This window comes from Kineosporiaceae bacterium (assembly GCA_016713225.1).
Lineage (GTDB): Bacteria > Actinomycetota > Actinomycetes > Actinomycetales > Kineosporiaceae > JADJPO01.
The window spans coordinates 949,718-975,554 of record JADJPO010000002.1 but is presented as its reverse complement, the minus strand read 5'-3'; the positions used below and the strand labels follow the sequence as shown (position 1 = coordinate 975,554).

Genomic DNA, 25,837 nt, shown 5'->3' with positions numbered 1-25,837 from the left:
AGTGCCCCATCGGCATCCAGCTCGCCCGGCGGCAGACTATGGGTTGTGAGCATGCCGAACGCTGTCGTGGTGGTGCTGGACCCGGGCTGTGTCGACCCGGCACGGGTGGCGGACCTGCTGCCGGGGATCGTCGCCGGGCAGCACCACGAGGGCGGCTGGTGGGACCTGATACCGGTCTCGGACGGCACCCTGTTCCTGCAGCGGCACCGGCTGGGGGTCGACGTGTTGACCGCCACCTTCTCCTCCCGGGAGTTGGCCGAGCACCCCGAGCGCACCCTGGCCTGGACCGAGCGACTGCTGACCACCCTGGCCCGGCAGCTGCCGGTCAGGTTCGGGTTCGTCTCGCGCTACAGCATCTGGTGGGAGGAGCCGCTGCTCTCCGACGGCGTGCTGACCCCCCTGCAGGAAGGACGCTGGGACACCCTGCTCGCGGCACCGCACGAGCAGTGGTTGCGTGACGGGACCGTCACCACCGCCTGATCCACCTCGTACCCCCGCCGGGCGGGACTCACGAGGCGGCGGCATCGCCGATCGTCAGCAGGCCGTCGCGCACCAGCGTCCGTACGGTGCCGGCCACCTGTGCCCGCACTGCCTCGGTGTCGGCGTCCAGCAGAGCGGCGATCGCCACGGCGGCCTGATCGGCACTCAACTCGCCGTCCGCCACACTCACGTAGGCGGCGGCCACGGTGTCGACTCGGTGGGCCAGACCGAGCCCGCCGCCCTGCCGCACCAAGATGACGGCGGGATCGGCCTCCCCGGGGCGGTAGTGGTGTTCCTGGGTGACGTCCGGCGCCACTTGCCAGTGGCGGGCGAGCAGGTCGGCGTCATCATGCTCGGCGAGCCAGGTGCGCGCGGCCAGCCCGGCGTCCACCACCGTCCCCATCACGGGCGCCACCGGGCCGAGCACCTCGACCAGGTCGACGAACGCAGGACGCGCCCGCTCGGGGCGTTGCAGGGTGATCACCCCGAAGCCGATCGCCGCCACCTCGCGGGCCTCGAAATCGTCGAGCCAGGCCGCGTACATCGCCTCGAACGCCGCCCCGGACTCGGCGCTGCCGGCGACATGTCCGCCGTCGCGCGCCCACAGCTCGGCGTACTGCGCCGGGTCGGTCAGCTCGCGCTGCACCACCCAGGCATCCAGGCCGGTGGGCTCGACCCAGGCACGCACCCGGTCACGCCAGTCGGCGCCCGCACCGACCTCCCAGTTGGCCAGGAACTGCGCCACCCCACCGGGCTGGAGCACGTCGGCGACTCCCGAGACTCCAGACCCCGCAGCCCCGATCAGCTCCGCGACGATGCCGTCCCCCACTCGACCGCCGTCCCGGTAGGTGTACTGCACCAGGTCGGCGGTGCGGGGCGTGATGACGAACGGCGGATTGCTCACCACCAGGTCGAAGCGTTGCCCGGCAACGGGCTCCAGCATCGACCCGGTCAGCAACCGCCAGTCCTGCCGGTTGAGCGCGGCATTGAACCCGGCGAACGCCACGGCCCGGTTCGACAGATCGGTGGCGGTCACCGAGGCCGCGTGGGTGGCCAGGTGCAGCGCCTGTACCCCACACCCGGTGCCCAGGTCGAGGGCACGCGAGACCGGACGCCGCGGCGTCCAGGAGGCGAGCGTCGCCGAGGCGCCGCCGATCCCCAGCACGTGATCAGGGGCCACCGGCGCACCGGTGGCCAACTCCGAACAGTCCGAGGCCAGCCACCACGCATGCGTCTCGTCGCCGTAGGGCCGCAGGTCGACCGCGGCAACGAACTGCGCTGCACCCCGCGTGGGGCGCACCAGGCCCAGCCGCACCGCGCCGACGGCGCCCAACCGGGGTAACGCGGCGTCCAGGGCCGGCCCGTCGAGCGGTACCCCGAGGGTGAACAGCCCGATCAAGCGCGCCAATCTCAGCCGAGCGGAGTCGGTGTCCCCCAGCGCCTCCCGCGCCCGCTGCGCCACGACGCGACGCGCCGGCAGCGACTGCTCGCGATCCAGTGCGGCGGCGGCGAGCGGCCCCAACAGGTCACGGGCGCCGTCCACGGTGTACCCGGCCGAGTCGAGATCGGCGCGCAGCGCAGAGATCCCCGCCGGGTCGGCGATGGGGACACTGGTCGGCGCGCTCATGCCGACCCTGCTCCTGACACGGTGGTGACGGGCATCGAGGAGTCGACCCCCAACCCCAACTCGGACGGCGCCCGCCCGGCCGCGACCATCAGCGACCCGAGTGCCGCCACCATCGCGCCGTTGTCGGTGCACAGCCCCGGCCGGGGCACCCGTAGACGTACCCCGGCATCGGCACAGCGCTGTTCGGCCAGCGAGCGCAGCCTCGAGTTGGCCGCCACCCCGCCCCCGATCAGCAGGGTGTCGACGCCCTGTTCGCGGCAGGCGAGCAGCGCCTTGCGGGTGAGCACGTCGACCACGGCCTCGGTGAACGAGGCGGCGACGGCACCGACGTCCACCGGTTCACCGGAGTCCTCGCGATGCTCCACCCACCGGGCCACCGCGGTCTTCAGACCGGAGAACGAGACGTCGTAGCGGTGTCGTTCCTGATCGCGTGCCGAGGTCAACCCCCGCGGGAACGCGATCGCCGAACGCAGCGCCTCACCGCGTTCGGCCACGGCGGCGGTCGCGACGCGATCGATGTGCGGCCCACCGGGGAACGGCAACCCGAGCAACCGGGCGATCTTGTCGAAGGCCTCACCGGCGGCGTCGTCGATGGTGCGTCCCAACGGGATGATCTCGGCGGTCACATCGGGCACCAGCAGCAGCGAGGAATGCCCTCCCGAAACCAGCATGGCGATCGACGGTTGAGGCAGCGGGCCGTGCTCGAGGGTGTCGACCGCGACGTGCGCCGCCAGGTGGTTCACCCCGTACAACGGCACACCCAGCCCGAGCGCGAGCGCCTTGGCTGCGGCCACGCCCACGGTGAGCGCTCCGACCAGCCCCGGCCCCGACGTGACCGCCACGGCGTCCACGTCGGACACGCGAACCCCGGCCTGCGCACAGGCCCGCTCGATGGTCGGCACCATCGCCTCGAGGTGCGCCCGGCTGGCCACCTCGGGCACCACGCCGCCGAACCGGGCGTGCTCGTCCACCGAGCTGGCGATCGCGTCGACCAGCAGCACCCCGTCCCGCACCAGGCCGACCCCGGTCTCATCGCACGAGGTCTCGATGCCCAGGACCAGGCTCATCGCTTCTCCCCCAACGGCTCTCGCCGCCGCATCACCCAGGCGTCCCCACCCTCGGGCGCGTAGTAGCCGCGACGCACCGAGATCTGCTCGAACCCGAACCGGGTGTACAAGGCGATCGCGGCGACATTGGATGCCTCGACCTCGAGCATGACCGAGCCGACCCCGCGCCGGCCGGCCTCCGCCAGCAGCGCCGACAGCAATGCACCGCCCAGACCCTGCCCTCGCGCGGACGGCGCCACCGCCACGGTCTGCACGTCGCCTTGGCGATCGGTCACCATCAATCCGGCGTAGCCGAGCACCTGATCCCCGTCGAGAGCCGCGACGTACCAACGGCTCTGCGGGCGGGCCAACTCCGACCAGAAGGTCTCGGCGCTCCAGGCGGTGCCGCCGAACAACTCCGTCTCGAGGGCGGCGGCGCCCTCGAGATGCCACCACCGCAGCGGCACGAGCATCGACTCCACGCTCGGTTGCGACGTCGGTCGCGGCCTCGGTTGCGACGTCGGGTGCGAGCTCGTCATCACCGCACCCGCTTGCGCACGCCGGGGGCCACGGCGTCCGGACGGCGCAGATACATCGGCACCGGCTCGAGCACCTCACTGCGGGCCCGCATCGCGGCGGCGCAGCGCGCCACCGCCCCGGCGGCGACGTCCAGGTCAGCACCCTCGGGCGGCACGCCCAGCAGCTCCGGGTAGAGCTGGGCGCCGCGTCCGAACACCGCCATCCGCCCTGCCGCATCCGAGATCCGGCCGAGCAGGTCCGCCGGACGGTCGACAGCAGGCCCGCTCAACCGCTGGGGCATCACGCCGGCCTCGGGCTCGGTCCCAGCTCCGGCCCCAACTCCGGACCCGGATCGGTACTCGGCCCAGTACACCTCGCGCCGTCGGGCATCGGTGGCCACGACGAACGTCGTCCCCGGCTCGACCGCACCGGTCTCGATCAACTCGGCGGCCAGGGCATCCAGCGAGCACACCCCCAGCACCGGAACGCTCAGCACGTGGCCCAGCACGCGGGCGGTGACCAGACCGACCCGTAGCCCGGTGAACGGTCCGGGCCCGACGCCGACCGCGACCGCGCTCACATCGCTGATCGCCCGGTCGGCCTGGGTGAGCACCTCGGCGATCATCGGGGCCAGCCGCTCGGCATGGCGGCTCGCCAACTCCACCCGCTGTTCGGCGATCACGGTGACGGGCGCTGCGTCGTCCGCCCCCTGCGCGAGCGCCACCGTCACGGTGGCTCCGGAGGTGTCCAGGGCGAGGAGCAGGCTCACCCGACCGAGGTGGGAAAGCTGACGCCCTCCCACCGCTCGCCGTATCCGGAGATGGACACGTACCGGTTCTCGTCGCCGTCCATCGGCGCCATGTCGGCGGCGCCGTCGGCATCGCCGCGAGGACGGCGGATCAGCACCTCGAGCCGGTCCGGGGCCAAGTCCTCGACCAGGCCCTCACCCCACTCCACCACGGTCACCGAGCGGTCCAGCGAGGCGTCCAGGTCGAGCTCGTCGACCTCGGCCAGTGAGCCGAGACGGTAGGCGTCCACGTGCACCAGGTCGGCGCCCCCGACCAGCGAGGGGTGCACCCGGGCGATCACGAAGGTCGGGCTGCTGATCATCTCGCGCACGCCGAGCCCGGTGCCGATGCCCTGGGTCAGCGTGGTCTTGCCCGCCCCCAGGTCGCCGGTGAGCACGGCCAGGTCGCCGGGGCGGACCAGCAGCGCCAACCGGGCGCCGAGGATCCGCATGGCCTCGGCGGTCGGCACCACCAGATTGGCCCGTGCGGTCGGTGCAGCTCCCCGTTGGGCCTGCTCCGCACGATGCGCTCCTGACACGCCACCTCCTGAGGGACTGACGTCGTTCACGCCGTCGGACCTCGGCCCGGGCGACGACGTCGCAGCGAGGCAACCGTACGCCGAACCGGTGACGGCAGACGAACCCGGCGCGCGCCGTCCGGATCGGTTGCGGCGTCGATCAGCTGCAGCAGGTTGGCCGTGACCACCTCGGGGTGCTCGAGCATCAGCAGGTGGCCCCCGTCCGGCACCACGACATGCTCGGCCCTCGGCAGCAGCTCGGCGATCTCGGCACTGTGATCGGCCGGGGTGAGCAGGTCGTGGTCCCCCACGATCACCAGGGCCGGCACCATGGCCAGCGACGACAGTGCGGCACGCTTGTCGTGCGTCGAGAACGTCGGCAGGAAGTCGGAGATCACCTCGAGCCGGGTCGAGGCGATCATGTCGGCGGTGAAGCGCACCAGCGCGTTCGAGACCGGCGAGGCGTAGGAGTAGCGCCGCACCAACACGGTCTCGAGGTCGCTGACGATCCGTCGGCCCCGCTCGACCAGCCGTGGCGTCCGGATGAGGGCCTTGACGGTGGACGGGGCGAACCGCTGCAGCACCCGCCCCAGCCCGGCGATGCCGAAGTCGACGTCGTCCAGCCCGCCGGCACTGGTCGAGACCAACGCCACCGCGCGCACCCGGTCGGCGAACAACTCCGGACGGCGGTGGGCCAGCGACATCACCGTCATGCCCCCCATGGAGTGGCCGATCAGGATCAACGGCCCGGACGGCGCCACCGCCTCGATCACCTCGGACAGGTCCGATCCGAGCTGGTCGATGGTCGAGGATCCCGGCCGGCCGGAGGCAGAGCGGCCGTGGCCCCGCTGATCCCAGAACACCAGGCGCAGGTTGCGGCCCGGCTCGCGGCGCAGCTGCTGACGCTGGAAATGCCAGGAGTCCATGGTCAGCGCGTAGCCGTGGCTGAACACGACAGTCGGGTCCTGGCGACCCGGGGTGCCGATGTCCTCGACCTCGACGTGCAGCCGCACCGTGTCGTCGGCCAGCACGGCCCGGCCGGGGGTGTGCAGGCCGCCGTAGTCCTCACCATCCTCCGGCGGTGGGCCGAACGGCGGCAGCAACGGCCGCCCGACGGCGAGCCGCTCGGCGGCCACACCGAGTGCGGCCCCGACCCCCGCCGCAGCCAGACCGACCCCGAGCGAGACCAGTCCGACCTTGGCGCGGCGCACCTTCGGCCCCGTCGTGCTCGGCTCGGCGGGTTCGGTCACCGGAGGATTCTCTCAGGTGCGATCACTTCCCGGACGGCGGCCGGCAGCCGGCTCGCCACGTCACCGGCCGTGATCGGTCCGCCGCCGGACCCATCGGGCCGGCAGCCCGCCGCCAGCCGCGCCGCCCGACCGTGCACCAGGACCCCGGCACCCGCGGCCTCGAACGGGTCCAGCCCTGCGGCGAGCAAGGCGCCGATCACCCCGGCCAACACGTCCCCGGCCCCCGCCGTGGCCAGCCAGGCGGTGGCATCGGACTGGGCCGCGACCCGCTCCGGACGCTCCGACGCCGGATCCGCCGGCTGCACCACGAGCGTGGTCGCCCCCTTGAGCACCACGGTGGCCCCGGTGAGCTCGGCGGCGCGGCGGGCATGGCGCAGCGGGGCGGCCTCGATGACCTCTCGACTCGCCGGTTCGCCGAGCCGGACGAGCAATCGCGAGAGTTCCCCCGCGTGCGGGGTGAGCACCGTGTGGCGAACCAGGGGGCGACCCGCGAACTCGAGCGCGCCGGCGTCCAGCACCTTGGGGGTGTCATCGAGCAGGACGTCGCGGATCGCCTCGTACTGCTGCCGCAGGCCCGCGGACGGGATCCCGCTGCCGATCACCCAGGCGTCGATCCGATCGCTCGCCTCGACCCCGATCACGGTCTCCGGGTGGGCCGCGAGCACCGCGGCCGCGACCTCGGGCGGTCCGACATGGCGCACCACGCCCGCCCCGGCGCGCAGTGCCCCCCCGACGCCGAGCACGGCAGCGCCCGGAAAGCGGACAGAGCCCACCACCATGGCGAGCACCCCGCGGGTGAACTTGTGGTCGCGCACGCTCGGCTGGGGCCAGCACCGCGCGGCGTCGTCCGGCTGGAAACGCTGGACATCGGGCCCGGGCCAGCGCAACGAGCCGAACCCGAGGTCGACCAGCTCGACCCGGCCACACACCGACGTCGCAGGAGGCAGCAGCACACAGGGTTTGTAGGCCCCGAAGGTCACGGTGACGTCGGCCGTCACGTGCCGCGGGCGGTCGTCGCCATCGGCCGGCGGCAGCTCACCGGTGTCGGGGTCGACGCCACTGGGCAGATCGACGGCCACCACCACCGCGGACGGCGCGATCGCGGCCACCGCGCGCGCGGCGTCCTCGCGCAGACCGGGGGTGCCGCCGAGCCCGACGATGCCGTCGACGACGAGATCGGCCGACGCGAGCACGCCCGCCACGGCAGGGCCGTCCTCGCCGAACACGACCCGGCCACCCGCTGCCCGCAACGCCGCCAGGCCCGCCTGGTGCACGCGGCCGAGCGTCGCCAGCAGCACGGCGTCCACGCGCGCACCGCGGCGGGCCAGCCGCTGCCCCGCGTAGAGCGCATCGCCGCCGTTGTTGCCGGCCCCGACCAGCAGGACGACGCGACGCCCGCTCACACCGCCGGCGCGCCCGCGCAGTTCCCGGGCACACACCGCGGCAAGCCCCGCCGCCGCCCGCTGCATCAGGGCACCCTCGGGCACCTCGGCCAGCCGGATCTCCTCCGCCTGCCGGATGTCGGCCACCCGCCACGCCCGCAGCATGATCTGCCCTCTCGCTCGGCCCTACTCGCCCTCGGCGACCACCATGGCGCTGGCGATGCCCCCGTCGTGCGACATCGACAGGTGCAGCCGGACGACGCCCAACTCGGCCGCCCGTTCGGCGACCGAGCCGATGATGGCGAACTCGGGACGGGTGGCGTGCGGGCGCAGAATGGTGACGTCCTGCCAGCTCATGCCGACCGGCGCCCCCAACGCCTTGGCCAGGGCCTCCTTGGCGGCGAAGCGAGCCGCCAGGCTGAGGACGCCGAGCTCTCGCTCGGGCGCGGTGAACAGCCGTTCACGCAGCGCCGGAGTGCGCTCCAGGGTGCGCTCGAACCGGGCGATGTCCACCACGTCGATCCCGACACCGATGATCATGCTCGGGACGACCCTCCCGCTCGGTTCACTCGACGGTCACCGACTTGGCCAGGTTGCGCGGCTGGTCGACGTCCAGGCCCTTGGCGGTGGCCAGCTCGCAGGCGAACACCTGCAACGGCACCACGGCCAGCAGCGGCGAGAGCAGCACGGGCGACGCCGGGATCCGGATCACCTCGCTGGCGTAGGGCACCACGTCGTCGTCGCCCTCCTCGGCGATCACGATGGTGCGCGCACCGCGGGCGTTGATCTCCTGGATGTTGGAGACCACCTTGCCGTGCAGCGAGTGCGGCTCGTTCGGGGACGGCACGATCACGAACACCGGCTGGCCGGGCTCGATCAGCGCGATCGGCCCGTGCTTGAGCTCACCGGCCGCGAAACCCTCGGCGTGGATGTAGGCCAGCTCCTTGAGCTTGAGCGCACCCTCCATCGCCACCGGGAAGCCGACGTGACGGCCCAGGAAGAGCACCGAGCGGGTGTCGGCCATCCAGCGAGCCATCAGACGTACCTGGTCGAGGCCCTGCAGCACCTTGGCGATCTTGTCCGGCATGGCGTGCAGCTGGGTGAGCACCTCGCGGACCTCGTCCCGGCCCTTGGCGCCCCGCAGCTCGGCCAGGTAGAGCCCGAGCACGTAGCAGGCGGTGATCTGGGCCAGGAACGCCTTCGTCGAGGCGACCGCGACCTCGGGGCCGGCATGGGTGTAGAGCGCGGCGTCCGACTCCCGCGGGATGGTCGAGCCGTGGGTGTTGCAGACCGCGATCACCCGGGCGCCCAGGTCGCGCGCGTGCCGCACCGCCATGATCGTGTCCATGGTCTCGCCGGATTGCGAGATGGCGACCACCAGGGTGCGCTCGTTCACCACCGGGTCGCGGTAGCGGAACTCGTGAGCCAGTTCGACCTCGACCGGGATCCGGCACCAGTGCTCGATGGCGTACTTGGCCACCTGCCCGGCATAGGACGCGGTGCCACAGGCGATGACGACGATCTTGTCGACCTCCCGCAGCACGGCCTCGTCGATCCGCAGCTCGTCGAGCACCAGCCGGCCCGACGGGTCGGTACGTCCGAGCAGGGTGTCGGCCACCGCATGGGGCTGTTCGTGGATCTCCTTGGTCATGAAGTTCGGGTAGCCGCCCTTCTCGGCGGCCGAGGCGTCCCAGTCGACGTGGTAGCGCCGTCCCTGCACCGGATTGCCGTGGAAGTCGGTGATGGTCACCGTCTCCGGGGTGATCGTGACGACCTGGTCCTGACCGAGTTCGATGGCCTCGCTGGTGTGCGCGATGAACGCGGCGACGTCCGAACCGAGGTAGTTCGCGCCGTCCCCGACGCCGACCACGAGCGGGGAGTTGCGCCGGGCGGCGACCAGCTGGTGCGGGACGTCGGCGTGCACCGCCAGCAGCGTGAAGGCCCCCTCCAGGCGGCGGGCCACCGAGCACATCGCCTCGGCCAGGTCACCCTCGGCGGCGTAGGCGCGGGCCAGCAGGTGAGCGGCCACCTCGGTATCGGTCTGGCTGGCGAACTCCACACCCTGCGCGATCAGCTCGGCCTTGAGGGCAGCGAAGTTCTCGATGATCCCGTTGTGGACGACGGCCACGTCGCCGCCGGTGCCGATGTGGGGGTGGGCGTTGTCGTCGGTGGGGCCGCCGTGGGTGGCCCAGCGGGTGTGTCCGATGCCGGTCACCGAGTGCGGCAACGGCGCGTCCTCGAGCGCCTCGGTGAGCCGGGCGAGCTTGCCCGAGCGCTTGACCATCACCAGACCCTCGGGGGTGTGCAGGGCGACCCCGGCCGAGTCGTACCCCCGGTACTCCAGCCGGCGCAGACCACCCAGCACCACGTCCAGCGCCGTCAGCTCGGGGTTCGAGCCGGTGTATCCCACGATTCCGCACATGGGCGCCAGCCTACTTCGCATGTGGGAATGGCCACGGCCGGACGCCGACGCCCACCCGGGTGGGCGGGCACAATGCTCCGATGCCGCCGTACGTGGAGTTCGACCGCGCCGCCTGGCGGGCGTTGCGCGACGCCACTCCCCTGATGCTCGCCCAGCACGACCTGGACCGCCTGGCCGGTCTGGGCGATCGGGTCGACCTGGCCGAGGTCGAGGACATCTACCTGCCGCTGTCGCGGCTGATCGACCTGCACGTGGCCTCGGTGCGCGGCTTGCACGCCGCCACCTCACGCTTCCTGAAGGACGGCACGACGCCGACCCCGTTCGTGATCGGCATCGGTGGCTCGGTGGCGGTCGGCAAGTCCACCACCTCCCGACTCCTGCGCGAGCTGATCTCCTCCTGGCCGCGCACACCCTCGGTCGATCTGGTCACCACCGACGGCTTCCTGCGGCCGAACGCCGAGCTGGAGCGTCGAGGGTTGTTGCAGCGCAAGGGGTTCCCGGACTCCTACGACCGCAAGGCCCTGTTCGACTTCGTCACGAAGGTCAAGTCGGGCGCCGCCGAGGTACTGGCTCCGGTGTACTCCCACCTGACCTATGACGTCCTGCCCGACGAGCACGTGGTGGTGCGCCGGCCGGATGTCCTGATCATCGAGGGCCTGAACGTCCTGCAGCCGGCGCCCTACCTGCACGGAAACCATCATCGACACACCAGCGTGATGGCACTGAGCGACCTGTTCGACTTCTCGATCTACGTCCACGCCAAGACGTCGCACATCCGGCGCTGGTACATCGAACGATTCCTGCGGCTGCGGGAGACCGCGTTCGCCGACCCGGACTCCTACTTCCACCGCTACGCGGTGCTGGACGACGAGGCCGCCCGGGCCACGGCCGAGAGGCTGTGGGACCAGATCAACGAACCCAATCTGAGGCAGAACATCCGCCCCACCCGAGACCGGGCGCGCGTCGTCCTGATCAAGGGTGGCGACCACGGCGTCTCGAAGGTGCGATTGCGCAAGATCTGACCCGAGATGCGACAGCCGGTCAGAGCGACAAGCGTTCCTTGACCACGACGGCCAGGTCGTCGGCGATCCGGCGGGCCTGATCGGCGGCGCCGGCCTCGACCATCACGCGCACCAGCGGCTCGGTGCCCGAGGCGCGCAACAGCACGCGTCCGGTGCCGTCGAGCTCGGCCTCGGCCTTGGCGATCGCGGCGGCCAGCTCGGCGTCCAGGTTCTCGCCCCCGGCACGGGCCTTGTCGACGCCCTTGACGTTGACCAGCACCTGCGGCAGCCGCTGCATCACCGAGGCCAGATCGGCCAGGCTGCGTCCGGTCTGGGCTACCCGGGCCATCAGGTGCAGGCCGGTCAGCGTGCCGTCGCCCGTGGTGGCGTGGTCGAGCATGACCACGTGGCCGGACTGCTCGCCGCCCAGGGAGTAGCCGCCGCGGCGCATCTCCTCGAGCACGTAGCGGTCACCGACGCCGGTCTGGATGACCCTCACGCCCTCACGCTGCATGGCGAGCATCAGCCCGAGGTTGCTCATCACCGTGGCCACCAGGGTGTCCTCGCGCAGCGCCCCGCGGTCGCGGAACGCCAGCGCCAGCACGGCCATGATCTGGTCGCCGTCGACGTCGCGGCCCAGGTGATCGATGGCCAGGCAGCGGTCGGCGTCCCCGTCGTGAGCCAGGCCCGCGTCGGCGCCGTTGCTCACCACGGCGTCCCGCAGGTGTTCGAGGTGGGTCGAGCCGTAGCCGTCGTTGATGTTGCGCCCGTTGGGGTCGGCGCCGATCACGATCACCTCGGCACCGGCGGCACGCAGGGCGGCCGGCGAGGCGACGCTGGCGGCACCGTGGGCACAGTCGACGACGACCTTCAGGCCGTCGAGCCGGTACGGCAGGGTGGCGACCAGGCGATCGACGTAGTTGCCGACCGCCCCGGTCATCACGTGCACGCGTCCGACGTCGGCGCCGGTGGGGCGCGCCCAGTCCTCGCCCATGCGCCGCTCGATCTCGTCCTCGACGTCGTCGGGCAGCTTGTGCCCACCCTTGGCGAAGAACTTGATCCCGTTGTCGGGCATGGGGTTGTGCGAGGCCGACAACATGACGCCCAGGTCGGCGCCGGTGTCGGCCACCAGGGCCGCGACGGCAGGCGTGGGCACCACGCCGGCATCGCTGACGTCGACCCCGGCACTGGCCAGCCCGGCGATGACCGCCGCCGACAGGAACTCACCCGAGGCCCGCGGGTCACGACCCACCACGGCCGTGGGACGGTGACCGGCGAAGGCCCCGACCTCACCGAGAACGTGCGCCGCGGCAACAGCCAGGTCCAGCGCCAGCTCGGCGGTGAGATCGCGGTTGGCCAGTCCCCGGACACCGTCGGTGCCGAAGAGCCTCCCCACGATGGGTGGCCTCAGCGCTTGCTGTACTGCGGCGCCTTGCGCGCCTTCTTGAGTCCGGCCTTCTTGCGCTCCTTCACCCGCGCGTCGCGAGAGAGGAAGCCGGCCTTCTTCAGGGTGGGCCGGTTGGCGTCGTGGTCGATCGCGTTCAGGGCGCGAGCCACGCCGAGGCGCAACGCACCGGCCTGACCGGAGGTGCCACCGCCGTGGATGCGCGCGATGACGTCGAAGCGACCCTCGAGCTCGGTCACCTTGAACGGGTCGTTGACCAGCTGCTGGTGCACCTTGTTCGGGAAGTAGTCCTCGAGGGTGCGCCCGTTGATCTTCCAGGTGCCGCTGCCGGGAACCAGTCGCACCCGAGCGATGGCCTCCTTGCGGCGGCCGGTGGCGGCGCCGGGGGCCGTGATGCTGGACCCGCCACCGCGCAACTGCGGGGTGGAGGTGCTGTAGCTGCTCGGCGCGTTCTCGCCGTCGAGGACGTCGCCTTCTGGCGCGTCGATCTCGGGGGTGGTCTCGGCCACGATTCTCCTGGTCCTAACTGCTGACAGCGATTACTGGGCGACTTGGGTGATCTGGAACGGCTGTGGCTGCTGCGCCTGGTGCGGGTGCTCCGGACCGGCGTAGACCTTCAGCTTGCTGAGCTGGGCGCGACCGAGGGTGGTCTTCGGCAACATGCCGCGGACAGCCTTCTCCACGGCCCGCTCGGGCTTGGTGGCCAGCAGATCGGTGTACCGGGTGGCGGTCAGACCGCCGGGGTACCCCGAGTGCCGGTACGCGTGCTTCTGCTCGCGCTTGTTGCCCGTCAACGCGACCTTGTCGGCGTTGATGATGATCACGAAATCGCCGGTGTCCACGTGGGGGGCGAATGTCGGCTTGTGCTTACCACGAAGCAGCGTGGCCGCCTGGACGGCGAGCCGACCGAGGACGACGTCGGTCGCGTCGATGACATGCCAGCGACGTTCGACGTCGCCCGGCTTGGGGGTGTACGTGCGCACGGTCGTACCTTCGTCCTCGTTCGGATGTCTGCGTTCGATAGCGCCCGAGTGTCGGTTCTCGCAGTGGGGGATAGGTCCCCAGGTCAGTACCGACGGGCGGATACCACAACGACCCGAAAGGTTACCGGCGCGCCGTCGGGGGGTCAAAACGCGTCCCCGTAGCATGCAGGCCATGGCCTCGGACTACGCAGAGCGACGAAGCGACTACGACATTTTGGTGATCGGCTCCGGGCCGGGGGGACAGAAGGCGGCGATCGCCGCGGCCAAGCTGGGACGGCGCGTGGGGGTGGTCGAACGCCGCGCGATGGTGGGCGGGGTGTGCATCAACACCGGCACCATCCCCTCCAAGACGCTGCGCGAGGCCGTGGTCTACCTGACCGGCATGAACATGCGCGACCTCTACGGCCAGAACTACCGCGTCAAGCAGGACATCACGGTCACCGATCTGCTCGCCCGCACCCAGCACGTCATCGGCCGCGAGATCGAGGTGATCCGCAGCCAGCTCTCGCGCAACGGGGTGGACCTGCTGCACGGCACGGCCCGCTTCCTGGACGAGCGCACGGTGTTGGTGCACGGGGACGACGAGACCGAGCGGCGGGTGATCGCGAACAAGTTCGTGATCGCGACCGGCACGCATCCGGCCCGGCCGAGCACGGTGGCCTTCGACGACGTCCGGATCCTGGACTCCGACGGCATCCTGCACCTGAAGTCCATCCCCCGATCGATGGTCGTGGTCGGCGCCGGGGTGATCGGCATCGAGTACGCCTCCATGTTCGCCGCCCTGGGCTCGCGGGTGACGGTGGTCGAATCCCGCGATCGGATGCTCGACTTCTGCGACGCCGAGGTGGTCGAGGCGCTCAAGTTCCACCTGCGCGACCTGTCGGTGACCTTCCGGTTCGGCGAGACGGTCTCCTCCGTGGAGGCCAACGAGAACGGCACCATCACCACGCTGGCCAGCGGCAAGAAGATCCCGGCCGACACCGTCGTGTACTCCGCCGGTCGTCAGGGCGCCACCGACGCGCTCGACCTGGCCAAGGCCGGCCTGACCGCCGATTCGCGCGGCCGGATCTCCGTCGGGCCGAACTACCTCACCGATGTCCGGAACATCTACGCGGTCGGTGACGTGATCGGCTTCCCGGCGCTGGCCGCGACGTCGATGGAACAGGGTCGGCTGGCGGCCTATCACGCGTGCGACGAGCCGGCCAACTCCCTGGTCTCGTTGCAGCCGATCGGCATCTACACCATCCCCGAGATCAGCTACTGCGGTCAGACCGAGGACGAACTGACCGAGTCCTCGATCCCCTACGAGGTGGGGATCTCGCGCTATCGCGAGCTGGCGCGCGGGCAGATCATCGGGGACTCCTACGGCATGCTCAAACTGCTGGTGTCCAGCCGGACCCGGCGGCTGCTCGGGGTGCACGTCTTCGGGTCACAGGCCACCGAACTGGTGCACCTGGGGCAGGCGATCATGACCTGTGACGGCACCGTCGACAACCTGGTCGACACGGTGTTCAACTACCCGACCCTGTCCGAGGCGTACAAGGTGGCCGCCCTGGACGCCGCGAACAAGATGCGTGCCCTGGAGCGCTTCGGCGTCTAGCCGAGGTCCGAAGCTCCGGGGGGGCTCGGCTACCCTCGCCCGGTGCCGCAGACCCAGAACGCCGCCCGCCGCCATCGCGAAGGGCTGGCCTGGGCGTTCCTCGGAGTGGTGCTCTTCTCGTTCTCGCTGCCGATGACCAAGGTGGCCGTCACCGGGTTCAGTCCCTATCTGACCGCCACCGGACGCGCCGTGATCGCGGGAGTGCTCGCCGTCGTCCTGTTGCAGGTCAGGAAGGTGCCCTTCCCCGACCGCCGGCACCTGCCCGGACTGTTGATCACGATGCTGGGGGCGGTGTTCGGCTGGCCGATCCTGCTCGCCCTGGCGCTGGAGCGCACCACGTCGGCCCACGCCGCCGTGGTCGCCGCGTTCATGCCGCTGACCACGGCCCTGATCGCCGTGCTGCGCACTCACGAGCGGGTGACCCGGCAGTTCTGGGCCGCCGCTGGGCTGGGGACGGCGGCCCTGGTCGCCTTCGCGCTCTCGCGCGGTGGTGCCGCGGACGGCGACCTGATCGCCGATCTGTTGGTCGCCGGCGCCGTGGTCGCGTCGTCCTGGTGTTACGTCGAGGGGGCCTCGGTGGCCGCGGCGATGCCCGGCTGGCAGGTGATCTCCTGGGTGTGCGTCCTCGCCCTGCCGATCACCGTGCCCGCCTCGGCGCTGATCTGGCTGCTCACGCACGCCTCCTACTCCCCCGGGCCGGCGGCCTGGAGCTCGCTGGTCGGCATCGGGGTGTCCTCGATGTACCTGGGCTTCTTCGCCTGGTACCGCGGCCTCGCCCTGGCCGGGTCGGCCCACGGCGGGCAGGTGCAACAGCTGCAGGCGCTGCTGACCCTGGGCTGGTCGGCCTGGCTGCTGGACGAGCACGTCACCTGGGCCATGGTGGCCGCCGCCGCGGCGGTGATCGGCGCGGTGATCTGGGCCCAGCGCTCGCGCGCCACCCGATCTCAGCGCTCGCGCGCCACCCGGGCCTCGTCCCAGATCGGCTCGGTCGAGTCGTAAACCTCGCCGTCGGCGCCGAAGACCAGGAACCGGTCGAAGCCCCGGGCGAACCACCGGTCGTGGGTCACCGCGATCACCGTGCCCTCAAAGGCCTCCAGCGCCATCTCGAGGGCCTCGGCCGAGTGCAGGTCCAGGTTGTCCGTGGGCTCGTCCAAGAGCAGCAGCGTGGCGCCTGACAGCTCCAGGAGCAGGATCTGCAGCCGCGCCTGCTGCCCACCGGACAGCGAGTCGAATGTCTGCTCACTCGCCCGGGCCAGCTCGTAACGGTCCAGAGCGCGAGCCGCCTGTTCCCGTGGCATACCGGGGCGGTGGTCGGTCCCCCGGTGCAGGATCTCGAGCAGGGTGCGGCCACGCAGCTCGGGATGGTCGTGAGTCTGGGCGAACCAGCCCGGACGGACCCGTGCCCCCAGTTTCGCCCGGCCGGTGTGGTTCACCGCCGCGATGGGCACCTCGTCGACCGGACGGTGCTCGACGTCCGGATCGCTGCCGCCGGCGGCGAGCAGCCGCAAGAAGTGGGACTTGCCCGATCCGTTCGAGCCCAGGACGGCGAGCCGCTCACCGAACCAGATCTCGACATCGAAGGGCTTCATCAGACCGGTGAGTTCGAGCCGTTCGCAGACCACGGCGCGTTTGCCGGTGCGACCACCGCGCAGCCGCATCGTCACCTTCTGCTCGGCCGGAACCTGTTGCGGTGGGCCGGCTTCCTCGAACTTGCGCAATCGGGTGAGGGCAGCCTGATAGCGCGAGGACATGCCGTCGTTGTACTCGGCCTTCACCCGCAGCGTCGTCACCAGCGTCTTCAGTTTCAGCAGTTCCTCGTCCCAGCGACGGCGCAGCTCCTCGAGCCGGGAGTTCCGCTCCGCCCGGGCCACCGGGTACGTGGCGAAGGAGCCACCGTGCACCCAGGCGCTCGCCCCCACCGCGGTCGGCTCCAACGTGACGATGTGGGTCGCCGCCTGCGAGAGCAGTTCGCGATCGTGCGAGACCAGCAGCACCGTCTTGGGCGTCTCACGCAGTCGCTGTTCGAGCCAGCGCTTGGCCGGCACGTCGAGAAAGTTGTCGGGCTCGTCGAGCAGCAGCACCTCATCCGGCCCCCGCAACAGGGCCTCGAGGGCGAGCCGCTTCTGCTCCCCACCCGACAGGGTGTCCAGCGAACGGTACTGACACCGGGTGAACTCGATCCCCAGCGCCGCCACGGTGCACACATCCCAGAGCGTCTCGGCGTCGTAGCCGCCGACATCGGCCCAGTCGGCCAAGGCCTGGGCGTAGCGCAGCTGGGTGGGCTCGTCGTCCGTGGTCATCATGGCCAACTCGGCGGCTTCGAGCGACGCCGCGGCGTCCCGGATCCGTTGCGGCGCAAGCGAGGTGAGCAATCCGCGCACGTCAGTGATCACACCGGCCCCCTCGCCATGCCCGGCCGCCTCGCCATGCCCCCCGGCCTCGCCCCGCAGCTGCCCGATGAACTGGCGCATCACCCCGAGTCCCCCGCTGCGGGTAACCGCCCCACCGTGAGCGTCCAGATCGCCGGAGATGATCCGCAGCAAGGTGGTCTTGCCGGTCCCGTTGGGGCCGACCAGCGCCACGGTGGCGCCGTCCCCGACCCGAAAGCTCACCTCGTCGAGCAGCGGCCGGCCGTCCGGCAGCGCGAACGAGACGGCGTTGACCTCGACGTGTCCCATGCCGATCAGTCTGCAGCCCGGTGCGGTGTTCCTACCATCGGATATGGCCCCAGCCGCTTCCCGCCGTCCGGTCGCAGACCCAGCCGCCGGGTGTGCCCCCGCCGCGCCCGTGCTCGTCACCCACGCCGCGACCCCCGATCGCTGGCCCGACCTGCAGACCGTCATGACCACCACCGGCGACTCGGGACGCTGTTGGTGCCAGTGGTTCCGCTGCAGCACCGCCGACTGGCAGGGCCGAGACCGCTCCGATCACCGCACGCAGCTGCGAGCGCAGGTGGACGAGCAGTCTCCGCCGGGCGTGATCGGCTACCTGGACGGCGAGCCGGTGGCCTGGTGCGCCCTGGCCCCGCGGCCGAGTTACCTGCGGTTGCGCCGCTCACGCAAGCTCACCCTGGCGGGCGTGGCCGACGATCTGGACGACGACACGATCTGGTCGGTGACCTGCTTCGTCGTCCGCGCCCCGTTCCGTCGGCACGGCCTGTCCCGGCGACTGCTGGAGACGGCCGTCATTTTCGCCGCGGACCACGGCGCGCGCATCGTCGAGGGCTACCCGGTCGACCTCGCCCAGCGGACCACGATCGCCGGCGCGGAGCTCTTCGTCGGCACCCTGACCACCTTTCTCGCCGTCGGGTTCACCGAGGTCGGCCGCTCGGCCCCGGCCCGTCCGGTGGTCCGACGATCGGTGCCCTGACCAGCTCAGGCTGGCTCGACGAGCAGGTTGACCATGTCGACCACGGGCACGTACCCGATCCGCTGGTAGATCGCGTTGGACGTCGGATTCGCCTGGTCGGTGAACAGGCACACCCGCGCCCCGGTCTCGTCCAGCTCGCGCGACAACACGTCCACCATCGCGGTGGCGTATCCCTGGCCACGATGCTCGCCCGGGGTGTACACCGGCCCGATCCGCACCACCCCGAAGCTCGGCGGACTCGCCTGTGTCAAGTGAACCGGGGTCCCGACAGGGTCCTCCCAGAGCCACACCCGATGGTGTTCGATCCGCCTGAGCACCTGCTCCTCGGTCAACTCGGCATCGTGCGCCACCCCCTCCCCCGGACGCCGCCCGGCCTGCTCGTCGGCGGACGCCCCGAACGAAGCCAGCCACTCGGTGACCAGGGGCACGTCGTCAGCACCAGCCAACCGCCGGGCTCCTCGCACCACCCGGCCCCCGTCGCCGTCGCCGACCTCGGATCCGCCGACCTCCGATTCGCCGACCTCCGATTCGCCGACCTCGACGCCACCGGCCGCAAGCTGAACCGGCCGATACTCGAACAGCCTGGTGTGCACCTGTTCTCGCACCGTTCCGCCGATCAGCCGCGCGATCTCGTCGGCACACACCCGGACCGTCGGCAACGACCCGTTGACGCCACACACGCTGCCGACGATCACCTCACCCCGCTCGACCAGCGACCGGGCCAGCTGCACCGCCGCCTCATCGGGCATCGGCATCACGTACAGCGGGTACGGCGCGAAGGGCGCTGTCCGCATGCCCACGCCTGCGATCGGGGAATCGGCATCGCGTCCCCGATCGTGCCGCGCCACGACCCACCACCGGGTGAACGGCAGGTCACTCGAGCTGCCCTGGGCCGAGTCAGCGGCTACCGAGGCCGTCTCCGCGGCGATCGCGGCGGTCACGGTAGCGACCACTGTGCCCAGTAAGGGATCAGCCGCCAAGTGTGCCCCAGCCACGGCAAGAAACGCCTCGGGATCGGCCATGAACTCCAAGGTGGTCACGCCGCGAGCATCTCGAGAAGCAGGACCGGAGTGCCACCGCGTTTCATGCGGCGCCGAGCGCCACGGAGCAACCCCTTCGGTTGCGCGTCTGGCACGGCTCCGGTCACCGATCCGCTCACCGATCCGGTCACGCCCCTGGTCATGCCGCCGGTCGACCGTCGCGCACGACGGACTCCCGACGCCACTCGCGCGTCAGGTCGCACAAGGCGCCCACGGCGTAGCCCAGGTCGAGGGGCTCCCCCGCCCAATGGCACGGAGGCTCCCCGACGACGCTGTTCCCCAGAGCCTCGGGCAACGCCGCACCCGGCCGGTGCAACGTCGGCCGCTCAGCCGGTGGCACGTCGGCCAGCTCGGGGACGGCGGGGAGCTCCTCACCGTGCGAGCCGTGCACTCGTGCCCGACCGTCGACGATCACGATGTGCAGACCGAGCTCGTGCACCTCCCCGTGATGCCACCGGCAGAGCAACACCAGGTTGGACAGGTCGGTTCGGCCCCCGTCCGCCCAGTGGACGATGTGGTGGGCATCAACCCACCGGCGCTCGGTACAGCCAGGGAACACACATCCGCGGTCTCGCGACTGCAGGGCGCGGCGCTGCCGCCGGGACACCACCCGACGCGCTCGACCGACATCCAACGGCGACCCGTCAGTACGGAGCAGCACAGCCTGAAGCGTTGCGTCGCAACCGATCCGACGAAGCACGTGACCGGAGAGCCGCTCGCCGTCCGGCATCAGTTCACCGATCTCGAACGGTTCGGGATCGCGCCCCGCAGCGAGCACCTCGGCATCCACCTGGATGCTCAGCAGGTAACGGTCCGCAGCGGCCCGGGCCTGGTGTCCGTGCGCGAGGAACGACTCCGCGACCCTGACGAGTCCCTGCCCGAGCCGACCCGGCAGGCACCCGGAGACGTAGGACCGCCGACGCGACCGCGCCATCGCCGACCACATGGCGCACCCATCCCGAACGTCCGCGCCGTCCCTCGAGGACCTCGACCCCGCCGAAGAGTCACTCGACGCACCGGCCACCAGCGCAGCATCATCGTCGCCGTCCTCACCGGCGCCCGCAGCGTCGCCGCCGTCCTCGTGATCGTCATGATCGTCGTCCGCGGCATCCGGATGCAGCTCGGCGTCGGCCGGCGATGCGACGTCCAGCGCCTGCACCACCAGCGCGGCATCCTCCGGCGTCAACACCAGCCGCAGCTCGACCCGCCCATCCGGCAGGTAGCGCCGGTGCACCTCACCGATCACCGGCGCCGACTCGGCGTCGGAGGAGTCCTTGCCCGCACCATCGCCCTCAGCGCCATGGTCGGTGGCGCGGCGATAGCCGGCCGTGATCCGTTCGACGTGCGTGGCGGTTCCGGATTCGGCCAGGTCGAGCCACATCCCCTCGTCCTGGGGCGTGGCGACCCGGGTCACCGCTCGCACCTTGGAGTACGACACCCGGCCGGCGGCGAAGGCCTCGGCGATCAGCGGTAACCCCTCCAGCGACCGCGCCACCCGGACCTTCTCGCGGGCAGCGTGCAGTGAGATGCCGCAACGCCACGAGAGCCAGTGGGCACACGAGCGTACTCCGGCACCCGCCCACCCCTCACGGCGATCGAAGGCACCGAGCAGCCGCAGGAACCACGCCTCGAGAGCGAACAGCCTCGAGGCACACGCGACCAGATCTCGCTCCAGCTGCGCGAGCGGCAGGTCGTCCAACTCGGCGGCACCCATCGTGTCCCCTCCCGACAGTCATTCATCGAACATCAGTTCGATGATGTCATCAGGGTCCGACACGTACCTCTACGCATCCAGGTGGCGACCATGAGTCATGAATCCTCGGGCAACGTCGGCCTTCTGCCGGCGCGGACGTCCCAGCTGGGACGTCCGGCCCCACCTCCGCTCAGCCATGGCAGGGCCGGGCAGGGCAGGTGACCGTCTCCTTCAGCGACGGACCGACGGCATCATGGGGACATGACCAGCGATATCCGGGCCGTCTACCTCGCCACCGCAACACACGTCGTCCAGGTGATCGACCGACCGACGATCGGCGAGCGGTGGGATCAGCCCAGCGCGCTCGACCGGATGAGCATCGGCGACCTCACCGCGCATCTGTGCCGCTCGATCCAGCTGGTCGCGGCGTTCCTGGATGCCGCAGAGCCGGACGCCGGGGATCCGGTCACCCCGCAGGCCTACATCGGTGACCTCATCGGCCTGGACGACCTGGACTCGGCGGTGAATGCCGGCATCCGCGACCGCGCCCGGCAGGACGGCAGCGTGGGGTACACGGCAACGGTGGACGCCGCCCGCCGCACCCTCCAGGCCCTCGGCACCAGGCTGCCCGGCGTACCCGCCGAGCGGCGCGTCACCGTCTTCGCCGGGCGATCGATGCTGGTGGACGACTTCCTGCGAACCCGACTGGTCGAGTTCGCGGTGCACCTGGACGATCTGGCCGCCAGCCTCGGGGACGACATCTCCGCCCCGCCCGAGGCCCTCACCGAGGCCCTCGCCGTGCTGCTCGGGGTCGCGCGACACCGCCACGGGGACCTTGCCGTGGTGCGGGCGCTCGCCCGGCCGGAGCGGGACGTGGTCGACGCGCTGCGGGTGTTCTGATCGCCGCCGATCGCCACGGATCGTCGTGGACCGCCACGGACCGCCACGGACCGCCACGGACGGCCGTGGACCACATCGATCACGAACCCGAGGGTCTCGTCGCCGCCGCACCCCCTTCTCGGCCTCGACGGCGAGGAACACCACGCTCGAGGCCAGCAGGCAGAACGCCAGTTCGCCCGGCGTCAGCGGCTGCGTCGAGAAGACCGAGTTGAACAGCGGCACGTACAGCAGGGCCAACTGAGCGATCACGGACCCCAACACCGTGAGCAGCAGCCACCGGTTCGACCACCAGCCCAGGGTGACGATCGAGAGTCGCTCGGAGCGGATCGCCAGCACGTGTCCCAGCTGCGAGAACGTCAGCACGGTGAACACCATGCTCTGCCAGTGCGCTCCCCTCGCCTGCGCGTAGGCCTGCACCGCCAGACACACCCCACCCATGAGCAGCCCGACCCACAGCAGGTGTTGCCACATCCCGCGGGCGAACACACTCTCGGAGACCGGGCGCGGCGGCCGGCGCATGACGTCCGCCTCGGCCGGTTCACGGGCCAGCATGATTCCGGGCAGGCCATCGGTGATCAGGTTGACCCACAGGATGTGGATCGGCAGTAGCGGCAGGGGCAACCCGAGGAACGGCGCCAGGAAGATCAGCCAGATCTCCGCCGAGTTGCCGGTCATCGCATACTTCACGAACTTGCGGATGTTGTCGTAGATCCGCCGCCCGTCGCGGACGGCATGAACGATCGTGGCGAAGTTGTCGTCCAGCAGCACCATGGCCGCTGCCTCGCGCGCCACATCGGTGCCGCCACGACCCATGGCCACACCGATGTCGGCCCGTTTCAGCGCCGGGGCGTCGTTGACACCGTCCCCGGTCATGGCGACCAGTTCCCCGCGTGCCTGCAGTGCGCGCACGATGCGAATCTTCTGGGCCGGGTCGACCCGCGCGAACACCCGGACGGCGCGCAACCGCTGGGCGAGCGCGGCGTCGTCCAGCCGGGTCAGTTCCGGCCCGGTGATCACCTGGTCGTCGCCGCCGGACGGCGCGCAGATCCCGAGCCGGGCGGCCACCGCCACGGCTGTGGCCGGGTGGTCGCCTGTGATCATCATCGGCGTGATGCCGGCGGCCCGACACTCGGCGACGGCGTCGTGTGCCTCGGCGCGGGGCGGATCGAACAAGGCGATGAGCCCGAGCAGGGTCAGGTCGCGTTCCGGATCACTGTGCCGGGTGTCGTGCGGGTCGCGGCGTTCGGCGACGGCCAGAACCCGCATCCCGTCACCGGCGAGTGCCCGCACACGATCCTCGAACGCCCGACGATCGTGCTCGTCCAGCGGTCTCGGGCCGTCAGCACTGCGAAGGCTCGTGGCCCGGGCGAGCACCGCCTCGGGCGCCCCTTTCACGCACACCCACACGCCGTCCACGCCGTCCAGGCGGTGGCTGGTGGACATCAGCTTGCGGTCGGAGTCGAAGGGCACCTCGCCGCAGCGTGGATACCTCCGCCGCAACGCCGCCACATCGATCCCGGCCCTCAGCGCAGCCTCCACCAGAGCCACCTCGGTGGGCTCACCCACAACCACAGCCGTCGCCTCGGCGTCGTTGCACAGGACCGCGACCTGCAGGATCGCCGCATGCACGGAGTCCTCCGGCGCCCGGTCGTCAGCGGCCTGCAGCGCCTCGACGCGCATCCTGTTCTCGGTGAGGGTGCCGGTCTTGTCCGAGCAGATCGTGGTGATCGATCCCAACGCCTCCACCGCGGGCAGCCGCCGGATCAGGGCGTTCTGGCCCACCAGCCGATAGGCACCCAGGGCCAGCGAGATGGCCACCATCGCCGGCAACGCCTCGGGGATCGCCGCGACGGCCAGGCTGACCGCGGTCAGGAACATCAGCGTCGGGTCTTCCCCGCGCAGCAGGCCGGCAGCGAAGACGACGACACAGATGGCCAGCACCAGCACGGCCAACCAGGTGCCGAGTCGTGCCAGGCGACGCTGTAGCGGGGTCCGCTGGGTCTGGGTGGCCCCCAACAGCTGGGCGATGCCGCCGAGCTCCGTGTGCTGACCGGTCGCCACCACCAGGCCCACCCCGCGGCCGGCTGCCACGGTCGTCCCCTTGAACGCCATGTTCGTACGGTCCGCCACCGGCAACTCGACTCGTTCGAGCGTGTGGCTGCCCTTCTCCACGGCAACCGATTCCCCGGTCAGCGCTGCCTCGTGGGTCGCCAGCCGTGCCGCGTCCACCAACCGGACGTCCGCCGGGACGACGTTGCCCGCCTCCAGGAGCACCAGGTCACCGGGCACCACCTCATGCGACGGCACCTGCACCGGACGACCGTCCCGGCGCACGGTCGCCGCGGGAGCGGCCAGGCTCCGCAGCGCGACCATGGCGCGCTCGGCGCGGTACTCCTGCACGACACCCAGCGTGGCGTCCAGCGCCACGATGATCATGATCGCCACCGTGTCGGCCACCTCGCCGACGATGCCCGAGATCACCGCAGCGACGATGAGCACCAGGATCATGAAGTCCGCGAGTTGGCCCGCCACCATGCGCCCCAGGCCACGGGCGGGGATCTCGGGTAGCGCATTGGGGCCGTGGCGGGCCAGGGCGTCGGTGGCGGCCACGGGGCTCAGACCCAGATTCAGGTCGGTGTCCAGGTGCCGCACGAGCTCGTCCACCGGCCACCCGTGCCAGAGGCGGGTGGCCGGTTCCGGCAGGTCCTGCGGCTGCACCGTCAGCCTCGGTACGGCCCGATCAGGGCCAGGTCGGCCTCGCTCAGCCGCTCGGACGCCGAGGCGAGCTGGTGCCAGTAGGGATAGGCCAGGTGCGGTCGGCTCACCTGCTCCAGCCGGGCAACCTCCTCGGCCGACAGCTGAAGCGCCGCCGCGGCCAGGTTGTCGGCCAGCTGCTCCTCGGTGCGCGCACCGATGATCACCGACGAGATCGCCGGTCGGGTCAGCACCCACGCCAACGCCACCTGCGCCGCGGACACCCCGTGCGCCGCGCCGATCTCGACCAGCGCATCGACGATGTCGTAGAGCTGCTCGGTGTCGGGCACCGGTGGCTCACTCCACTCGGTCAGGTGTCGCGCGCCCTCCGCGGGCTGGACGCCGCGGCGATACTTGCCACTCAACAGGCCGCCGGCCAGGGGCGACCACACCAGCACGCCAAGACCCTGATCGATCGCCAACGGCAGCAGTTCGCGTTCGACATCGCGGGTCTGCAGCGAGTAGTGAATCTGCTGGGACACGTACGGCGCCAGGTGTTCTCGCGCCGAGACGGCCAGCGACTTCATCACATGCCACGCCGAGAAGTTGGAGCACCCGACGTAACGCACCTTGCCCGAGCGCACCAGATCGTCCAGCGCCGACAGGGTCTCCTCGACGGGCGTGCGACCATCCCACTCGTGCACCTGGTACAGATCGATGTGATCGACCTTCAGCCGCCGCAGGCTGGCCTCGCAGGCCCGCACCAGGTGATGGCGTGACAAGCCGGCATCGTTGGGACCCGGCCCCATGGTGAAGCGCGCCTTGGTCGCCACCAGGACGCCGTCGCGGCGGTCGGCGGACAGCCCACCGAGCACCTCACCGACGATCTGCTCCGAGAGGCCGTCGCTGTAGACGTCGGCGGTGTCGATCAGGTTGACCCCGGCGTCCAGGCAGGCGTCGACCATGCGCCGGGCCAGATCGAGACCCACCGCGCCGGTCAGGGCGAAGACGCCCTTGCCACCGAAGGTCATGGTGCCCAGGCTGATCGAGGACACCTGCAGGCCGGACCGGCCGAGATAGCGATATTCCATGTCGCAAACTACCGCGCCACCGGGCAGATC

The 25,837-nt window shown here is 71.1% G+C and carries 22 protein-coding genes and 1 pseudogene; 6 read left to right on the top strand and 17 right to left on the bottom strand.

Features of this window, described 5'->3' with window-relative positions; genetic code table 11:
- Positions 1-45: 45 nt before the first annotated feature.
- The gene (locus IPK24_10455) at positions 46-480 is read left to right on the top strand and encodes a hypothetical protein (GenBank protein ID MBK8075970.1); all 435 of its coding nucleotides are present in this window, start codon (positions 46-48) and stop codon (positions 478-480) included.
- A 28-nt stretch (positions 481-508) separates the two neighbouring features.
- On the opposite strand, the gene IPK24_10450 is transcribed toward IPK24_10455, so the two are convergent.
- The 9 genes from IPK24_10450 to glmS all read right to left on the bottom strand — a co-directional run bounded on the left by IPK24_10450 (position 509) and on the right by glmS (position 10,031).
- The gene (locus IPK24_10450) at positions 509-2,107 is read right to left on the bottom strand and encodes a methyltransferase (protein ID MBK8075969.1); all 1,599 of its coding nucleotides are present in this window, start codon (positions 2,105-2,107) and stop codon (positions 509-511) included.
- Positions 2,104-3,174 carry a tRNA (adenosine(37)-N6)-threonylcarbamoyltransferase complex transferase subunit TsaD gene (gene tsaD, locus IPK24_10445; protein ID MBK8075968.1) on the bottom strand — a complete coding sequence of 357 codons (1,071 nt, stop codon included), beginning with the start codon at positions 3,172-3,174 and terminating at the stop codon, positions 2,104-2,106. Before tsaD ends, IPK24_10450 begins: the two co-directional genes overlap by 4 nt.
- Complete coding sequence (gene rimI, locus IPK24_10440; protein MBK8075967.1) at positions 3,171-3,626, bottom strand: ribosomal protein S18-alanine N-acetyltransferase; 456 nt, start codon at positions 3,624-3,626, stop codon at positions 3,171-3,173. Before rimI ends, tsaD begins: the two co-directional genes overlap by 4 nt.
- 65 nt (positions 3,627-3,691) lie before the next feature.
- The gene (gene tsaB, locus IPK24_10435) at positions 3,692-4,435 is read right to left on the bottom strand and encodes a tRNA (adenosine(37)-N6)-threonylcarbamoyltransferase complex dimerization subunit type 1 TsaB (protein MBK8075966.1); all 744 of its coding nucleotides are present in this window, start codon (positions 4,433-4,435) and stop codon (positions 3,692-3,694) included.
- A 2-nt stretch (positions 4,436-4,437) separates the two neighbouring features.
- Entirely contained in the window at positions 4,438-4,911 is a 474-nt protein-coding gene (gene tsaE, locus IPK24_10430; GenBank protein MBK8075965.1) for a tRNA (adenosine(37)-N6)-threonylcarbamoyltransferase complex ATPase subunit type 1 TsaE, read from the bottom strand.
- Positions 4,912-5,024: 113 nt separating this feature from the next.
- Positions 5,025-6,227 carry an alpha/beta hydrolase gene (locus tag IPK24_10425; protein ID MBK8075964.1) on the bottom strand — a complete coding sequence of 401 codons (1,203 nt, stop codon included), beginning with the start codon at positions 6,225-6,227 and terminating at the stop codon, positions 5,025-5,027.
- Entirely contained in the window at positions 6,224-7,774 is a 1,551-nt protein-coding gene (locus IPK24_10420) for a bifunctional ADP-dependent NAD(P)H-hydrate dehydratase/NAD(P)H-hydrate epimerase (protein MBK8075963.1), read from the bottom strand. Before IPK24_10420 ends, IPK24_10425 begins: the two co-directional genes overlap by 4 nt.
- Before the next feature lie 21 nt (positions 7,775-7,795).
- Positions 7,796-8,149: a holo-ACP synthase gene (locus IPK24_10415; GenBank protein MBK8075962.1), complete on the bottom strand. Its 354-nt coding sequence runs from the start codon at positions 8,147-8,149 to the stop codon at positions 7,796-7,798.
- A 25-nt stretch (positions 8,150-8,174) separates the two neighbouring features.
- On the bottom strand, positions 8,175-10,031 hold the full coding sequence (gene glmS, locus IPK24_10410) for a glutamine--fructose-6-phosphate transaminase (isomerizing) (protein MBK8075961.1): 1,857 nt from the start codon (positions 10,029-10,031) through the stop codon (positions 8,175-8,177).
- An 80-nt stretch (positions 10,032-10,111) separates the two neighbouring features.
- Between glmS and IPK24_10405 the strand changes: the two genes are divergently transcribed.
- Complete coding sequence (locus IPK24_10405) at positions 10,112-11,053, top strand: type I pantothenate kinase (GenBank protein MBK8075960.1); 942 nt, start codon at positions 10,112-10,114, stop codon at positions 11,051-11,053.
- Positions 11,054-11,072: 19 nt separating this feature from the next.
- Here the strand turns inward: IPK24_10405 and IPK24_10400 are convergent, their stop codons facing one another.
- The 3 genes from IPK24_10400 to rplM are packed head-to-tail and all read right to left on the bottom strand — an operon-like array spanning position 11,073 to position 13,420.
- The gene (locus IPK24_10400; protein MBK8075959.1) at positions 11,073-12,428 is read right to left on the bottom strand and encodes a phosphoglucosamine mutase; all 1,356 of its coding nucleotides are present in this window, start codon (positions 12,426-12,428) and stop codon (positions 11,073-11,075) included.
- 11 nt (positions 12,429-12,439) lie between these two features.
- Entirely contained in the window at positions 12,440-12,946 is a 507-nt protein-coding gene (gene rpsI / locus IPK24_10395; protein MBK8075958.1) for a 30S ribosomal protein S9, read from the bottom strand.
- A gap of 30 nt (positions 12,947-12,976) precedes the next feature.
- Positions 12,977-13,420, bottom strand: a complete 444-nt coding sequence (gene rplM, locus IPK24_10390) for a 50S ribosomal protein L13 (protein ID MBK8075957.1) — start codon at positions 13,418-13,420, stop codon at positions 12,977-12,979.
- A gap of 172 nt (positions 13,421-13,592) precedes the next feature.
- On the opposite strand from rplM, the gene sthA reads away from it, so the two are divergent.
- Positions 13,593-15,020: a Si-specific NAD(P)(+) transhydrogenase gene (gene sthA, locus IPK24_10385; protein MBK8075956.1), complete on the top strand. Its 1,428-nt coding sequence runs from the start codon at positions 13,593-13,595 to the stop codon at positions 15,018-15,020.
- Positions 15,021-15,062: 42 nt separating this feature from the next.
- Positions 15,063-16,019 (top strand): DMT family transporter, encoded by a 957-nt coding sequence (locus IPK24_10380; GenBank protein MBK8075955.1) that lies wholly within the window; start codon positions 15,063-15,065, stop codon positions 16,017-16,019.
- Here the strand turns inward: IPK24_10380 and IPK24_10375 are convergent.
- Entirely contained in the window at positions 15,965-17,698 is a 1,734-nt protein-coding gene (locus tag IPK24_10375) for an ABC-F family ATP-binding cassette domain-containing protein (GenBank protein MBK8075954.1), read from the bottom strand. The genes IPK24_10380 and IPK24_10375 overlap by 55 nt on opposite strands.
- Before the next feature lie 43 nt (positions 17,699-17,741).
- Here IPK24_10375 and IPK24_10370 point away from each other — a divergent pair, with 43 nt between their 5' ends.
- Positions 17,742-18,389, top strand: a complete 648-nt coding sequence (locus IPK24_10370; protein MBK8075953.1) for a GNAT family N-acetyltransferase — start codon at positions 17,742-17,744, stop codon at positions 18,387-18,389.
- Between the two features lie 5 nt (positions 18,390-18,394).
- On the opposite strand, the gene IPK24_10365 is transcribed toward IPK24_10370, so the two are convergent.
- Positions 18,395-19,429, bottom strand: a complete 1,035-nt coding sequence (locus IPK24_10365) for a GNAT family N-acetyltransferase (protein ID MBK8075952.1) — start codon at positions 19,427-19,429, stop codon at positions 18,395-18,397.
- A gap of 139 nt (positions 19,430-19,568) precedes the next feature.
- Positions 19,569-21,143, bottom strand: coding sequence for a DUF222 domain-containing protein (locus IPK24_10360; GenBank protein MBK8075951.1), 1,575 nt, complete (start codon positions 21,141-21,143; stop codon positions 19,569-19,571).
- Positions 21,144-21,383: 240 nt separating this feature from the next.
- Between IPK24_10360 and IPK24_10355 the strand changes: the two genes are divergently transcribed.
- Positions 21,384-22,022, top strand: a complete 639-nt coding sequence (locus IPK24_10355) for a maleylpyruvate isomerase N-terminal domain-containing protein (GenBank protein MBK8075950.1) — start codon at positions 21,384-21,386, stop codon at positions 22,020-22,022.
- Between the two features lie 99 nt (positions 22,023-22,121).
- Here the strand turns inward: IPK24_10355 and IPK24_10350 are convergent.
- Both IPK24_10350 and IPK24_10345 read right to left on the bottom strand, forming a co-directional pair.
- A pseudogene (locus IPK24_10350) lies at positions 22,122-24,725 on the bottom strand (cation-translocating P-type ATPase).
- 17 nt (positions 24,726-24,742) lie between these two features.
- Positions 24,743-25,807 carry an aldo/keto reductase gene (locus IPK24_10345; protein ID MBK8075949.1) on the bottom strand — a complete coding sequence of 355 codons (1,065 nt, stop codon included), beginning with the start codon at positions 25,805-25,807 and terminating at the stop codon, positions 24,743-24,745.
- Between the last annotated feature and the right edge of the window lie 30 nt (positions 25,808-25,837).

What these genes read in the sequence shown, in the direction of transcription:
- IPK24_10405 (MBK8075960.1), top strand. Translation starts at nt 10,112, where the DNA reads ATGCCGCCGTACGTGGAGTTCGACCGCGCCGCCTGGCGGGCGTTGCGC.
- tsaE (MBK8075965.1), bottom strand. Translation starts at nt 4,911, where the DNA reads ATGCGGATCCTCGGCGCCCGGTTGGCGCTGCTGGTCCGCCCCGGCGAC.
- IPK24_10375 (MBK8075954.1), bottom strand. Translation starts at nt 17,698, where the DNA reads ATGGGACACGTCGAGGTCAACGCCGTCTCGTTCGCGCTGCCGGACGGC.
- IPK24_10415 (MBK8075962.1), bottom strand. Translation starts at nt 8,149, where the DNA reads ATGATCATCGGTGTCGGGATCGACGTGGTGGACATCGCCCGGTTCGAG.
- IPK24_10345 (MBK8075949.1), bottom strand. Translation starts at nt 25,807, where the DNA reads ATGGAATATCGCTATCTCGGCCGGTCCGGCCTGCAGGTGTCCTCGATC.
- tsaD (MBK8075968.1), bottom strand. Translation starts at nt 3,174, where the DNA reads ATGAGCCTGGTCCTGGGCATCGAGACCTCGTGCGATGAGACCGGGGTC.
- rimI (MBK8075967.1), bottom strand. Translation starts at nt 3,626, where the DNA reads ATGCTCGTGCCGCTGCGGTGGTGGCATCTCGAGGGCGCCGCCGCCCTC.
- sthA (MBK8075956.1), top strand. Translation starts at nt 13,593, where the DNA reads ATGGCCTCGGACTACGCAGAGCGACGAAGCGACTACGACATTTTGGTG.
- IPK24_10450 (MBK8075969.1), bottom strand. Translation starts at nt 2,107, where the DNA reads ATGAGCGCGCCGACCAGTGTCCCCATCGCCGACCCGGCGGGGATCTCT.
- IPK24_10420 (MBK8075963.1), bottom strand. Translation starts at nt 7,774, where the DNA reads ATGCTGCGGGCGTGGCGGGTGGCCGACATCCGGCAGGCGGAGGAGATC.
- IPK24_10360 (MBK8075951.1), bottom strand. Translation starts at nt 21,143, where the DNA reads ATGGGTGCCGCCGAGTTGGACGACCTGCCGCTCGCGCAGCTGGAGCGA.
- IPK24_10370 (MBK8075953.1), top strand. Translation starts at nt 17,742, where the DNA reads ATGGCCCCAGCCGCTTCCCGCCGTCCGGTCGCAGACCCAGCCGCCGGG.
- IPK24_10355 (MBK8075950.1), top strand. Translation starts at nt 21,384, where the DNA reads ATGACCAGCGATATCCGGGCCGTCTACCTCGCCACCGCAACACACGTC.
- glmS (MBK8075961.1), bottom strand. Translation starts at nt 10,031, where the DNA reads ATGTGCGGAATCGTGGGATACACCGGCTCGAACCCCGAGCTGACGGCG.